This window comes from Candidatus Methylacidiphilales bacterium (genome assembly GCA_028713655.1).
In the GTDB taxonomy this organism is placed as follows: domain Bacteria; phylum Verrucomicrobiota; class Verrucomicrobiia; order Methylacidiphilales; family JAAUTS01; genus JAQTNW01.
In genome coordinates, this window is sequence record JAQTNW010000064.1 from 1 (window position 1) to 13,854 (window position 13,854).

At 53.9% G+C, this 13,854-nt stretch carries 11 protein-coding genes; 4 read left to right on the forward strand and 7 right to left on the reverse strand.

The features are described 5' to 3' along the window. Window positions 1–176 precede the first annotated feature (176 nt). Window positions 177–926 (reverse strand): SprT family zinc-dependent metalloprotease, encoded by a 750-nt coding sequence (locus PHD76_14485; protein ID MDD5263047.1) that lies wholly within the window; start codon window positions 924–926, stop codon window positions 177–179. A 173-nt stretch (window positions 927–1,099) separates the two neighbouring features. Continuing rightward, window positions 1,100–2,107: a tRNA epoxyqueuosine(34) reductase QueG gene (queG, locus tag PHD76_14490; protein MDD5263048.1), complete on the reverse strand. Its 1,008-nt coding sequence runs from the start codon at window positions 2,105–2,107 to the stop codon at window positions 1,100–1,102. Window positions 2,108–2,311: 204 nt separating this feature from the next. On the opposite strand from queG, the gene PHD76_14495 reads away from it, so the two are divergent. After that, entirely contained in the window at window positions 2,312–3,280 is a 969-nt protein-coding gene (locus tag PHD76_14495) for an RNA polymerase sigma factor RpoD/SigA (GenBank protein ID MDD5263049.1), read from the forward strand. 155 nt (window positions 3,281–3,435) lie between these two features. Then, window positions 3,436–4,893 carry a sodium:proton antiporter gene (locus PHD76_14500; protein MDD5263050.1) on the forward strand — a complete coding sequence of 486 codons (1,458 nt, stop codon included), beginning with the start codon at window positions 3,436–3,438 and terminating at the stop codon, window positions 4,891–4,893. Between the two features lie 135 nt (window positions 4,894–5,028). Here PHD76_14500 and PHD76_14505 read toward each other — a convergent pair whose 3' ends face one another. Next, window positions 5,029–5,550: a hypothetical protein gene (locus PHD76_14505; protein MDD5263051.1), complete on the reverse strand. Its 522-nt coding sequence runs from the start codon at window positions 5,548–5,550 to the stop codon at window positions 5,029–5,031. 235 nt (window positions 5,551–5,785) lie between these two features. Then, on the reverse strand, window positions 5,786–6,433 hold the full coding sequence (locus tag PHD76_14510; protein ID MDD5263052.1) for a response regulator: 648 nt from the start codon (window positions 6,431–6,433) through the stop codon (window positions 5,786–5,788). Window positions 6,434–6,615: 182 nt separating this feature from the next. Here PHD76_14510 and polA point away from each other — a divergent pair, with 182 nt between their 5' ends. Next, a complete protein-coding gene (gene polA, locus PHD76_14515) occupies window positions 6,616–9,468 on the forward strand; it encodes a DNA polymerase I (protein MDD5263053.1) in 2,853 nt (950 codons plus the stop codon). A 16-nt stretch (window positions 9,469–9,484) separates the two neighbouring features. Here the strand turns inward: polA and PHD76_14520 are convergent, their stop codons facing one another. Continuing rightward, complete coding sequence (locus PHD76_14520; GenBank protein MDD5263054.1) at window positions 9,485–9,760, reverse strand: hypothetical protein; 276 nt, start codon at window positions 9,758–9,760, stop codon at window positions 9,485–9,487. A 67-nt stretch (window positions 9,761–9,827) separates the two neighbouring features. On the opposite strand from PHD76_14520, the gene PHD76_14525 reads away from it, so the two are divergent. Next, window positions 9,828–10,247 (forward strand): NUDIX hydrolase, encoded by a 420-nt coding sequence (locus PHD76_14525; GenBank protein ID MDD5263055.1) that lies wholly within the window; start codon window positions 9,828–9,830, stop codon window positions 10,245–10,247. A 19-nt stretch (window positions 10,248–10,266) separates the two neighbouring features. On the opposite strand, the gene pepF is transcribed toward PHD76_14525, so the two are convergent. Together pepF and PHD76_14535 are read right to left on the reverse strand one after the other, a co-directional pair. Further along, the gene (gene pepF / locus PHD76_14530; GenBank protein MDD5263056.1) at window positions 10,267–12,117 is read right to left on the reverse strand and encodes an oligoendopeptidase F; all 1,851 of its coding nucleotides are present in this window, start codon (window positions 12,115–12,117) and stop codon (window positions 10,267–10,269) included. 194 nt (window positions 12,118–12,311) lie between these two features. Further along, on the reverse strand, window positions 12,312–13,854 hold a 1,543-nt coding region (locus tag PHD76_14535), incomplete at its 5' end, for a hypothetical protein (GenBank protein ID MDD5263057.1).

The window sequence follows — 13,854 nt, forward strand, 5'->3', positions numbered from 1 at the left end:
GCCAGCCTGATCCGGCTCGGGATTGCGGTTTTAATGGTGCTGGCGTTTGTGCTGAATGTGCTGCTGAGATAAATAAATTCAATTGAACCACGAAGACACCAAGGCACGAAGAGACACATTTTTAGAACCTGAATACTTCTCAATTCAAACTTCTGCTTCGTAGCTGCGGCCAAAAATCAAAGCCCCAGCCGGGCGGCGTTCAGACGGAGCCAGTTTTCAGACTGGAGGTAATCCGGGCAGACGGCTTCCACCCATTTCCAAAACCGTGAGGAATGATTCATTTCCTTCATGTGCATCAACTCATGGAGAATGATGTAATCACGCACTTCAGGCGGCGTCTGAATCAAACGCCAATTCAGTGAAATCGAGCCGGAAGCGGAACAGGAACCCCAGCGGCTGCTTTGGTTTCTCACCGTGATTTTGCGGGGCTCCAGGCGGTGGAGGGCCGCCAGTTCAATGGCCCGCGGCGGAAGTTCGCGCCGGGCCAGTTGCCTGAAATGGCTTTCCACCAAGGGCCGGAAATTAGCGGTTTCAGGATGAAAGGTGAAAGTTTCATCGCCGATGCGGGCCGTACAGACACCTTCGGATCTCTCGGTTTCCAATACGCAGATCCTTCCGCGCAACAGGATTTCCGTACCCGCGCTCCAATGTTTCGGAGCAAGCACGGTTGCGTCAAGTTTGCGGAGCTGGCGTTCGATCCAGCGGCTGTGGTTGCGCGCAAATTCGAGCCCCTCGTGCCGTGTGCCCCGGCGCGGAATGGTCAATCGGATCGAGCGGTCGGAGCGGACATAAATCAAATAGCGGCGCGCGCGCGGATTGCGGTGGAGACGTACCGGCAGTTGGCGGTCACCAATCGCCAAAATTTCACCTTCGGGCGCAGGGACCGGTTCGGGCGCGTGAAAATGGAAGAGCAACTGGTTTATCACGGATTTTAGTTTTATAAGTGAGCCCAATTTAAGAAGGATTTAACCACGGATTACACAGATGTACACGGATGAAAAAACTAAAATTTTGAATTCGTTTTTTTTCCTGTGTTTTTTGGCGAAAGAATTCCGCATTGTTCTGAATTCTTAATTCTGACTCCTGAATTCGTTTTCGTTTAACTCCTGCCTTCGACCCGCCCGACCGCCCAAAGCGCGTGTTCTGAAATCAAGGGATCCGGGTCCGCCGCCGCCTGTTTCAGGGCCGGCAGATCGTCCGCCGTGCCGATATTGCCAAGGACCACACAGACATTGCGCAGCCAGCGGTTGCGCTTGAGGCGGAAAATCGGCGTGCCCCGGAATTCCTTCCGGAACGTGGCGTCATCCCATCCCAGCATGGCGCGCAAATCCGGGCGTTCAATGGCCCGCAGCCCTTCCTCCCGTGTTTGCCTCGCCCAACGGTTCCAGGGACAAACGTCCAGGCATTCCTCGCAGCCATAGACGCGATCCCCGATCTTTTCCCGGAACTCCTCCGGAATGGGGCCCTTGTGCTCAATGGTCAGGTAAGCGATGCATCGGCTTGCATCGAGTTGATAGGGAGCGGTGATGGCCGACGTCGGGCAGGCGGCCATGCAGCGGCTGCAAGACCCGCAATGGTCCCGCAACGGGCGATCCGGCTCGATTTCGAGCGTGGTCAATATTTCAGCCAGGAAGAGCCATGTCCCTTTTTTGGGATGGACCAGCATCGTGCTTTTGCCCGTCCAGCCGATTCCGGCGCGCGCGGCGGCGGATTTTTCGAGGATGGCGGAGGTGTCCACTGCGCGGCGTTGAATGCCCCCCCTCGCTTTCAGCCAGGAATCCAGTGCGTCAAGCTTCGGCGGAATCAAGTCATGATAGTCACGACCCAGCGCATAGGTTGCGATGCGTCCGCGTTGCGACGGACGGGGCTGATAATAATTCAAGCCCAGCATGATGATGCTTTTCACGCCCGGCAAAAGCGACGACGGCGTGATTCGGGATGCCGGATCGCGGCCCAGCCAGGAGGCCATGTCACCGGCTTTCCCATCGTCCAGCCAGGCTTGCAGGTATTCCGCGCCTTGAAAGGGATCGGCAGCGGCAACCCCGCAAACATCGAAACCAACCTGCAGGGCTTCAACCTGAAGTTCTTGTTTGAGGGTTTGCGGCACAAGCTCCTTAATAGCCTGCCTATGGCAGGTCCTGCAAGCTCGTGAAATGGTTCGCCCCACGACTGGGCTGCCCAACAGAGTGAATTTAACATTTATTAATTATACTTTCTAATTTTAATATAGGTCATCTTATTAATGTTTCAAATAACCATCGTCATCGGTTTGCTTTTTGGGCAATTAATTGTTAGCATCATTAAGTAAACCATGAGCTCGAATTTCTATTCTCCCACGGCCTCGGTTGAAAGTTATCTCAAACAGATTGCCCAATACTCGCTCATTACCCGCGAGGAGGAAATTGTTCTGGCTAACAAAATCCACAAGGGTGACAAGCGGGCGCTTGAGATGTTGATCCAAGCCAACCTGAGATTGGTCGTAAAAATTGCGCTTGAATACGTCGGGCTTGGCCTGCCGCTTCCGGATTTGATTTCAGAAGGCAATATCGGGCTCATGCGCGCGGCCGAACTGTTCGACCCCAAAGTCGGGGCAAAGTTCAGCACCTATGGCGCGCTCTGGATCAAGCAGCGCATTCGCCGGGCCATCACCAATCAATCCAAGGCGGTGCGTGTACCGGTTTGGAAGGTGCAGCTTTTGCGCAAAATGCAAATCTCGACGGATGAATTGGTTTCCCAACTGGGCCGCCAGCCTTCCGATGCGGAGATCGCCGGCAACGCCAGCCTGGATGTGGGGGACGTGACGCGCGCGCGCAGCGCCATCATACAGGTTGTTTCCCTCGACTCCAGTCCACACAACGATGAGGGAAATGAAACCACGCTTTCCAACACACTTCCGGACGAGGCCACGGCCGATCCGTCAACCGGAATGGCAAACAAGGAACTGATGGAAAACGCGCTGGCATCCCTCAACATCCTGAGCGACAAGGAACTTAAAATCCTGGCCATGCGTTTCGGGCTCAACGGAGGCGAGGAACAGACGCTTGAGGAAATCGGGAAGGATTTCAGCGTGAGCCGCGAACGGGTCCGCCAGCTTCAGGAAATTGCACTAACGAAGTTGCGTCGCCAACTTTCGGACGAAGCCGGCAAGCACCAGGCCGCCGCCGAGAGCCGGCGCCACTACCGCAAGGTCCATGAGCGTTTGGGCGCCCTTTTTCCCTCGACTCGGAAGGGCGTGAAAAAGTCGCGCGCTGTCAAGGGACTGGCGGGATCCAAGAAATAATGGGGCGCGATCTGCTGCGGCGGACATCCCTCCTTTTTTTGTGCTGGAGATGGAGGGACGACCGCTGTGTCGTCCCATTTATCTGCGTCAAAAAATGTTTTTCTTTGCGGCTTGGCGGCCATTTGGCATCCTGACACGCCAAGGTTGCTTCCCGCATGTTCGAGCCATTTTTATCAACCGCCACCGTTCAGGCCGCTGATCCAAGCCCCTGGATGCTGCTGCCCTTCGCGGCATTGCTGCTGGCCATTGCCATCATGCCGTTTGCAAATCTCCACTGGTGGGAGCGGCATTATGAAAAAGTGTCCCTTCTGCTCGGCGCCATCACGGTCTTCATCTATCTTGTTGTACTCAGGAATCAGACCGCTGTTTTGCATACGGCCCTGGATTACGTCAGCTTCATGGCTCTGATCGGTTCCTTGTTCGTTGTTGCCGGCGGCATTCATATCTCTGTAAAGGGGGAAGCCTCGCCCGCCAGAAATTGCCTGTTTCTGCTTATTGGCGCTGTTCTCGCCAATATCATCGGCACAACCGGGGCTTCCATGTTGATGATCCGCCCCTGGATCCGGATGAACAAGTATCGGATTACGGCCTATCACACCGTTTTTTTCATATTCATCATCAGCAATGTGTCAGGTTGCCTGACGCCCATCGGGGACCCGCCACTTTTTCTCGGGTTTCTCAAAGGCATTCCATTCTGGTGGACCCTGCATCATCTCTGGATTCCCTGGGCCGTGGTCCTGGCTTTGCTTCTGACGGTCTTTTATTTTTTCGACCGCCGGAATTTTATGAAAGCTCCTCCTGTTGTCCGCGCTCTGGAAGCCGGACATGAAACCTTCAAAATCACCGGATTGCACAATATCTTTTTCATCGCTGTGGTTCTTTCGGGGATTTTTTTCGATCCTCCCTGGAGGGAAGGCCTGATGCTCTCGGCCGCTTTTGGCTCTTATTTCACAACGAGCCGGCAGATTCATGAGTCGAACCATTTCAACTTTGCCCCCATCCGCGAGGTTGGATTTCTTTTCCTTGGAATTTTCGCCACCATGATGCCGGCGCTCGACTACATGAGCCTTCACTCGAAAGAGTTTGGGCTTGGCTCCCCGCTGACCTATTATTTCAGTTGCGGCTTTCTTTCCAGCGTATTGGACAACGCCCCGACCTACCTGACATTTCTAAACGCGTCATTTGGCTTGTTTGTGGATCCTGTAATCGTGGATCAGGTGGGCCGCCTTGCCGCGGCTCATGGCTCCGGTTTGGGAAGCATCACCGGGACCCATTCCGAAGCCATCCGAAACACCTATGGGGTTCTTGAGCGGTACCACGCCGATTGGATCGGCTCCGCTGATATCCCGCGGGACAGGATCGAAACGGCTTATCTGCTCGGCAATCACAGCCTGTATATCATTGCCATTTCACTGGGAGCGGTATTTTTTGGCGCGATGACTTATATTGGAAACGGGCCCAACCTGATGGTGAAATCCATAACGGAACGGGCCGGAGTGAAGACGCCCGGATTTTTCGGCTATCTTTTCAAATATGCGCTGCCGATTTTATTCCCGGTCCTGATTGCAGTGGGCCTGGTTTTTCTGAAATTTTTTCCTGACATCGTACGGTAAACACACGGAGAAAAGACATTCACCGCTGGCGCGGAGGACGCTGAGTTTTTCTGAATTCTGCATGTTAAACTTGAATGTCTGTTATTGGGCTTGAGCGCAAGTGGGTTGATTCGCGACCTTGTTCGGTTTATTTAGTTATTTTGGATAATGGATTTGAGCTACTAGGCGTTCTCGCGTTTCAGCCAAATCATTTTGGGGTTGTTTGGTGACAAAACAGATGTCGAAAATGTATCTGTCCCAGCCATAAACATAGCTCACAAAATATGTCTTAATCTTCTCATTATCATAAAATTCAGCCACATAATATTTTTTCTCCGCAATGGTGTTCCAGCTACATTTGGTGAGAATACGATAAGGTCGCTCCTTGGTTTGCATGTGGAGGCTTACGACGGCTTCACTAACAGACTGATGATCATTATCTATTCGCAGGGATGAAGCATAGACTACAACCATTGGTGGAGAGGAATACTGGGCAGCGAGCATGTATGTCGGCATTCCGCTTATTTGAATGTATTGTTCGTGAACAAAGAACTCGTTTGGAATTTCATACCTAACGCTGGATAGTAGATCGGTGTATTCCCTTGCTTCTAGTGAGGCATTCAGGAAGAGAAATATTCCTAAAGGCATCGAGGTGAACATGAGGATTATTTTTTTCATATTTATATGGGATCAATATATTTTGACGACCCGCATTGTTCAGCCGCACGCGGTATAACTCCTGCAAATGCTAGCTCCCGCCTTCACTACGCTTCGGCGTGGCAACCCTGGGCTGAAAGGCGAAACGCCGTTGGCGTTTTAACCAGCATTCTATTTTTCAATATCTTCCCACATCTGTTCATTAGGAGTGTTCCGCACAACAGTGGAAAGACACGCGCTGAACCCATGCAGCTCCCTACGGCTTGGACGCAATCAGGTTGTCCAGCAGTTGGACCAGTTCTTGCACCCGAAAGGGTTTGTTCAGCGCCGCGTTAAATCCATAGCGCTTGTAATTCGACATGACGTCCGTTTCGGAATAGCCGCTGCTGGCGATGGCCCGGACTTCCGGGTTTATTTCGCGCAACCGCGCCAGGGTTTCAATCCCGCCCAGCCCGCCGGGTACTTTTACATCGAGAATGAATGCATCGATCTTTTTGCCCTTCCCGGCCAATTCGTTGAAAAGTTTGATGCAAGCCTCGCCAGAGGGCGCGATTTCCACTTGAAAACCGACCTCGCGCAGGATTTTTGGCAGGGACCCCCGCAGGAATTCATTGTCGTCCATCAACATAACGCGCCCGCGTTTTTTGCGGGTTTTGACGGAAGACGGTTCTTCAGAAACAATCTGGCGTGCGGTGGACGAAGCTGTAAGACCGGGCCGCTGTTCAAGCAGCGCGGCCATCTGGTTGCAACCGGCCTCGATGTCCCGCAGAAGGCCCGCAAGTTTTCGGTCCTTCGATTTGATCTGCATCCGGGCCAGCAGTACGTTCAGGCGCATCCCCGCAAGGCGGTTGTTCAAGTCATGAACCCATTGCGTGCCTGCCTGCTTCTGCGAAACAAAAGGCACTGCGGTATGAACTTTACTCCCGTTCTCCATTTTTTAAACAGCCTCTCGAAGTTGAATGTGCATGCCGGTATTTGAATTGCAATCGTCGCGTGACAGTCTCTGCAAAACCAGCAGATTTTAACATACAAGCCCTGTTGTTCCCAAGCTTGCAGCTTGTACGACAAGCAGGCTAAACCTTGTGGATGCCCAAACTATTTCTCCTCGACGGCATGGCGCTTCTTTACAGGGCACATTTTGCCTTCATCACTCGGCCCATCATGAATTCCAAGGGGCTCAACACCTCCGCGCTCTTCGGCTTCACCAATACCCTCCTTGATCTGCTGAACAAGCAGCAGCCCAGCCACCTTGCCGTGGCCTTCGATACTCACGCGCCGACCGCGCGCCACATTGCGTTTCCGGCCTACAAGGCCCAGCGGGAGGAAACCCCGGAAGACATCCTCATCGCAGTCCCCAAAATCAAGGAACTCCTCGCCGCCTTCAATATCCCGGTCCTGGAACTGGACGGATTTGAAGCCGACGACATCATCGGCACACTGGCCCGCCGCGCGGAACGGGAGGGATTTACAACCTACATGGTCACCCCGGACAAGGATTTTGCCCAGCTCGTGGATGAAAAAACATTCATCTACAAACCGGGTCGGCAGGGGGATTCGGCCGAAATTCTCGGGCTCAAGGAGATAAGGGAAAAATGGGGCATTTCCAATCCCAGCCAGGTGATCGATATTCTCGGGCTTTGGGGCGATGCCTCCGACAACATTCCGGGGGTGCCCGGCGTCGGTGAAAAGACCGCGCAAAAATTGATCGCCGAATTCGGCAGCGTCGAAAACCTTCTGGCGAATACCGGGAAACTCAAGGGGAAGCAAAAGGAGAATTTTGAAAAATTTGCCGAACAAGCGCGGATCAGCAAGGAATTGGCGACAATCAATTGCAAGTCTCCTATTCCGGTTTCGATTGAGAAGTTGGTATTGCGGCCCAAAAACGAGGCGGCCCTAAAGTCGCTTTTCATCGAACTGGAGTTCAACGCTTTCGGCAAACGCCTTTTTGGCGAGAACTTCAAGGCGGGGCACGCCGCAAAAACCCAGGAAGCCAGGGAACAGACGAGCCGGGTTTCTGATGATTTCCAGCTTGAGAGCGAATCCGACTTGCCAGTGCCAGACCCCGGGCAGCCGGAGACCGGGGGCTCGTCGGAGGAAGCCGGGGAGGTTCGTCCCAATTTTCGAACAATCCGCGATGTCCCTCATGAGTACAAGTCCATCACAACACAAGGGGAACGCCGGGAGTTGCTCGCTCTCTTGAAGGAACAACCCGTTTTTGCCTTCGACACCGAAACGTCAGGCCTGGATCCGCGCGAGGCCATCCTGATCGGCATTTCATTTTCGTTTCAGGCGGGCACGGGTTGCTTTGTCCACTTTCCCGAAAAGCGCCCCAATGCGCTCGCAGTGCTCGAGGAATTTCGCGGTCTCTTTGAAAACAGCGAGACTGAAAAAGCCGGGCATAATCTGAAGTTTGACCTGAGCATCCTGTCGGCGTACGGCCTGCAGGTGCAAGGCCCTCTCTTCGACACGATGATCGCCCACGCCTTGATTGAACCCGAGCAGCGCCATAATTTGAACGCGCTTTCTGAAATCTACCTGGGTTATTCACCCGTCCCCATCACAGCGCTCATCGGTGAAAAAGGAGAGCAACAAAAAAGCATGCTCGATGCGGACAAGGAAGCCCTTACGGAATATGCCGCGGAAGACGCGGATATTGCCTGGCAGTTGCGGGAAAAATTCATCCCGTTGCTCAAACAGTCCGGCCAGGAAAAGGTCTTTTACCAGGTTGAAGCGCCGCTGATTCCCGTGCTGGTGTCGATGGAGGCGGCGGGCGTGGCGATTGATATTTTTGCGCTGGAGGAATTTTCCCAAAAACTTGCCGTGGAAATGGACCGGGCCACGCAGGATGTGTACAAGCTCGCGGGACATGAATTCAATCTCAACTCGCCAAAACAGCTCGGCGTTGTGCTGTTCGATGAATTGAAAATCGCGGAAAAACCGAAAAAGACTAAAACCGGCCAATACACCACGAACGAGCAAGTGCTGCTTTCACTTTCGGGACAGCACAAAATCGTGGAACGGCTGCTGGATTACCGCGAGGCCACAAAATTAAAATCGACCTATGTGGATGCGCTGCCAAACGCGGTTTCTCCCAGGACAGGGCGCGTGCATACCACCTACAGCCAGGCGGCGACCAGCACCGGGCGCCTGGCTTCGGCAAACCCGAATCTTCAAAACATCCCGATCCGCACGGACATGGGCCGGGAAATCCGCAAGGCCTTCATTTCGGATCCCCGGTTGAAGGATTTTATCATTCTGTCGGCCGACTATTCCCAGATCGAGCTGCGTATTATCGCGGCGCTCAGCGGCGACAAGGGGATGATCTCGGCCTTTGAGAAAAAAATCGACATCCACAGCGCGACCGCCGCCCGTGTCTTCGGCGTGGAACTGGATCAGGTGAGCGGTGACATGCGCCGCAAGGCCAAGATGGTGAATTTTGGCATCGCCTACGGGATCTCCGCCTTCGGGCTTGCGCAACGGCTGGGCATCAGCCGGACGGAGGCGGGCGAAATCATCAGCCAATACAACCGCCAGTTTCCGGGCGTCCAGACGTACATGGATGAGACCATTGAATTTTGCCGCAAAAACGGATTTGTGGAAACAATAACAGGACGCAGACGCTATCTGAGGGACATCCATTCCGCCAACGCCACGATCCGGAACGCCGCGGAGCGCAATGCGATCAACATGCCGATCCAGGGTACGGCGGCCGACATGATCAAGATGGCAATGGCCGGCATTTCCCGGGAATTCCGGGAGCGGAATTTAAAATCCCGGATGCTGCTGCAGGTGCATGATGAATTGGTTTTCGAGCTTCAGCGGAGCGAGGAGGCGGAGGTCCGCGAACGGCTGGAACACTGCATGAAGACCGCGATCACCCTCGCTGTTCCCATTGAGGTGGAAATAGGCACAGGCAAGAACTGGCTGGAAGCGCATTAAACCTGATACTGCGGAATTACTCCGCAGGCGCTTCGTGGCGGGACGCGAGCCCCAACCCGGCAAACAAAAGAACAAGGCCGACAAGCACCAGCGACCAGCAAGCACAGCGAACCCAGGCAAAACGGTTGATTTCGGTAATGGCCGTCAGCAGCGCAAAAACCTGCATCATGCCCGCGCCTTTCGCGGCGATTAGATAACCCAGAACTTCTTTTTTGTTCAGCACGCCCCATTTCATCACGACGGCGGGGGTGGGTTGCAAGCTTAATTTGAAAACCGGGTTAACGGATTGCATTTTATTAACAAACGAGGCACATTGATGTGCAGCAATGGGAAACGGAGTACGCGCAAAAAAGCAAAACATGGCGAAGGCCATGTCTGTCATGGCTTGGGTTGAAGACCCCTTTGGCCGGGTACTCATGGTCAAACAGGCTTACGGCAAAAAGTTTTGGGCCTTGCCCGGCGGCAAAGTCGATAAGGGCGAAAACCTGACATCCGCGCTCAAGCGCGAAATTACGGAGGAAACCGGGCACCGCGTCGCCTATGCCTATCCGCTTGATATTTTCGACCGCGCCGACAAGGGAGTTGTGACGATTTTATACCGGGTCATCCTGAAACCCAAGTCGGTGAAGGGGCGTCCCATCAAGCCGCATCCGTCCGAGATCAGCAACATTGCCTATCAGATCAAGCTTCCCTCCCATGCAACGCCATCCGCGCGTTTTTTTTGGAAGCGGGCCCTGGCCAGCTTTGAGCCGATGCCCATGATCCAGAAAATGGATTAACGGCCCAAGCGCCGTGGGATCACCGCGGCTTTTTCGATTTTCGCAACAGATCGCCCAACTCTTTCACCCGGCGCTGGAACAGTTGAAGCGCCTTTTCAACAGGCGCGGGCTGCGACATGTCAATCCCCGCTTCCCGCAGGGTATCGAGAGGAAATTGTGCGCCGCCCGATTTTAAAAATTCCAGGTACCGAACGCGCGCGGCTTCTCCTTCTTCCAGCACCTGGGTGGAAAGCGCCAGAGCCGCCGATATGCCGGTGGCATATTTGTACACGTAAAACGCGGAATAAAAGTGCGGAATGCGCAGGCATTCCAGTTCCAAGTCTTCCTCAAGGACCAGACCCGGTCCATGGTAGGCTTCCAGCAATTTCCGATAAACCGCTCGGAACGACTCCAGGGTCAACGGCTCGCCCGATTCCTCCATTTCATGGGTCAATTGTTCAAACTCGGCAAACATGGCCTGCCGGATGAGCGTGGCCCGGATGTCATCAATCTGGCGGTTGAGGATGTAGGCGCGCATTTTTTCATCCTCTGTTTTCTTCAGTAAATAGTGAGTGAGCAGTTCCTCGTTGAATGTCGATGCAACTTCGGCCAGGAAAATCGGGTAATGATAATCCTGGAATTTCTGGCAGCCTTGGCTGAACCAGGAATGCATCGAATGCCCGGCCTCATGGGCCAGGGTATAGACATCGGAAAACACATCTTCCTTGTAATTCATCAGAATGTAGGGCGGATTGCCGTAACTGCTGCTGGAAAACGCGCCGCTGCGCTTGCCTTTGGTTTCATAACGATCCACCCAGCGGCTGCCAAGTCCGCCTCGCAATACCCCGGTATATTCTTCACCGAGGGGCGACAACGATTCCAGGATTTTGCCGCAAGCTTCATCGAAGGAGGTCTTGACGTCGATTTGCTCAACCATCGGCACATAGGTGTCGTAAAAATGCAGTTCCTGAATTCCCAGCACTTCCCGGCGCAGTTCATAATATTCATGCAACGGCGCGAGGTTTTTCTTCACCGCGCCGATAAGATTGTCGTAAACGGAGCCGGGAATGTTGTCGGCAAACAAGGCGGCATCGCGCGCCGAGCTGTAATTCCGAGCTCGCGCGTTGAAAACATCGGACTTGATGGAATGCGCCAAGGTGGCGGCAAGCGTGAATTTATGATCTCCAAATTCCCGATAGTATTGTTGGAATGCGGTTTTTCTCAACACCGGATCGCGCTTGACCAGGAAGGAGGAAAAGGCCCCGTGCGAAAGCTCCATTTCCTGTCCTTGTTCGTTCCGTATCATGCCGAAGGACATATCGACGTTGGTCAATTGTGAGAACGTCTCGTGAAAACCTCCCAGCGGCATCGAGGCCATTGCCATCAAGCGTTCTTCCTTTTCCGAAAGGATGTGGGGTTTGAAACGGCGCAGGCGCGTGAGCTTGATTTTCCATTCGGACAAAATGGGGTCCTGCAGATATTTCTCAAATGCTGTGTCTTCGATGGACTGGATTTCAGGAATAAGGAAGGAAGCTGTTTCCGCCGCATGGACCATGACATGCTGGAAGCGGGCCTCGCGCGAAAGGTTCTCGTTGTTCGAACTGTCCTCCGAACTGCGCAGGGAAACGTAGTGGCCCAGGCGCTCGGCGATGAGATCTAGTTCCCGGTCCAACTCGAGGCATTCCTTCAATCGTTTTGCGGAAGCGCCCAGAGTACCCTTGAATTCCAGGTACTTGGGATACAGTTTGTCATATCTGACCAAGTCGGCGTCCCAGGATGTGTCATCCACATAGAGTTTTGCGAGGTCCCAGGTATCGGCTTTCGCGATTTCATTTCGTTTCGGGATGGTTTTTGCAGCGGAAAGCGCCGGGGTTTGTGAATCAACAGACATCGGCAAACCATAGCATCCGGATTGGTTTTCCAAACATATTTTTGACCACGAATGACAAGAACCATGCGGCCTAGAGCAAATTAACAAAAGTCATGGCCGCAAAAAGGCGCAAGAAACGCAAAAATGAAAAGCATTACCCACTGCCATAAGTTCTTTTATGTGATTTATGCGCTTCTTCGCGGCTATAGTTTTAATTAAACCGCTCTAAAACTGAATGAGCGAAGGCGGGAGATGAAGCGGGAGCATTTTCTACGCTCACGCCAGAAGGCAAGAACCAGAAGGCCCAATGCTGAGAAAGTGACGGAGGGCTCGGGAACGGGGGTAAATCCGGGGCAGATTTCACCGGTGCTCAGGATGCGGGCGCCATATAGTTGTCCTCCGATGCCGAAATAAATTTCTGAAAGTTGGGAATTGCCGAGGCCGCCGGAAGTATTGCCAAAATAAATCTGGTCCGTGCCGTTGCCGGTCCAACTGCCGCTCCAATTGTTGATGAGCAAGGTCGTGGCAGGCGTCCAGCCATTGGCCGAGCTGTTGGCAAAGTTCAGGATGCTGTTGCCGTTGCCCATGTCGATGGTGGAATTGGCCGTCAAAGTCAGGGTGTTAACCACTTCACTGTTGCCTCCGGTGGAGAATGTGGCGCCGGACAGAGTCATGTTCGTGTTGTTGTCGATCTGGTTGCTGGCTCCCAGCATGAGGGTGCCGCCGGTGATGTTGATATTTTGGGCGCCGATATTGTTGACGCTGGAGTCGATCACGGTTGTGCCCGAGCCTGCCTTGGTCAAAGTGCCGATGTTGGTGATGGAAGAACCGGCGACAGGGCCGGAAATTGAGGTGTTGGCATTGGAATTGATTGTAATGTCAGGGTTGTTAGACAGTCCGGGGCCGTTGACAACCAAATTGCCGCTGATGGAGAGCGTTCCCGACGGGCCGCTGCTTCCGCCATCGAGCCTCATTCCGCTGCTGAGGGTTGTCGTGCCCTGGCTTACGGCGAGAGTGGAGCCATTTGCCAGAGTCACATCCCCGTTCAGCGTTGTCCCGGCTGTGCCGGCAGTGGGATTGATAATCATGGAAGAAGCGCTGCCGCTCAAGTTGATATTGTCATTGGCGCCGAGGGTGAAACTGCCGGTTGAACTGGCGAGGTTGACATCAAGCGTCCCGCTGGTGACGTTGATATTTGCAGGCGAAGCCGTGCTGGTTCCGGTGGTTTGAAAAATCCCGGCGCTGATGGTGACGGCGCCCCCGGTGACGCTGAGGTTGCCGTTATCTGCCAGGGTATAGGCATTCAAGCCGCTGATGCTCGTGGCGCCGGCTGTATTAAGGAGCGTGCCGCTTTGGGTGAGGTTGGCGTTGGCGCCGGAGGTGGTTTCATTGAAAATTATCGACCCACCGTTGTTGGTAATTGTACCGCCCGATGCCAGGGTAATCCCGCTGTTGCTCAACGTGGCGCTGAGGGTGGCGCCGGAACCGACCGTGATATTGCCCGATCCGAGATAATTCTGGCCTGCAGTTGTGCCGCCGAGCGCCAGGCCGCCGGTAATCGGCGCGCCGGATGTCCCTGCCTGGACCAGTCCGCCGCTGATTGTCAACCCGCCGGAAAAGTTGTTGTCATTGCTGAGAAAGGTGAGGGAGCCATCGCCCTGTTTGGCCAGCCCACCGCTGCCTTTCAGGTCTTTGTTGGTGTCAAACGTAAGCCCCGCCCCACTGCTGGTGGTCAGGGTGATGTTGCTGCTGATGGTG

Coding starts and splice junctions, on each gene's coding strand:
- PHD76_14495 (MDD5263049.1), top strand. CDS start 2,312: ATGAGCTCGAATTTCTATTCTCCCACGGCCTCGGTTGAAAGTTATCTC.
- PHD76_14500 (MDD5263050.1), top strand. CDS start 3,436: ATGTTCGAGCCATTTTTATCAACCGCCACCGTTCAGGCCGCTGATCCA.
- PHD76_14505 (MDD5263051.1), bottom strand. CDS start 5,550: ATGAAAAAAATAATCCTCATGTTCACCTCGATGCCTTTAGGAATATTT.
- polA (MDD5263053.1), top strand. CDS start 6,616: ATGCCCAAACTATTTCTCCTCGACGGCATGGCGCTTCTTTACAGGGCA.
- PHD76_14520 (MDD5263054.1), bottom strand. CDS start 9,760: ATGCAATCCGTTAACCCGGTTTTCAAATTAAGCTTGCAACCCACCCCC.
- PHD76_14525 (MDD5263055.1), top strand. CDS start 9,828: ATGGCGAAGGCCATGTCTGTCATGGCTTGGGTTGAAGACCCCTTTGGC.
- pepF (MDD5263056.1), bottom strand. CDS start 12,117: ATGTCTGTTGATTCACAAACCCCGGCGCTTTCCGCTGCAAAAACCATC.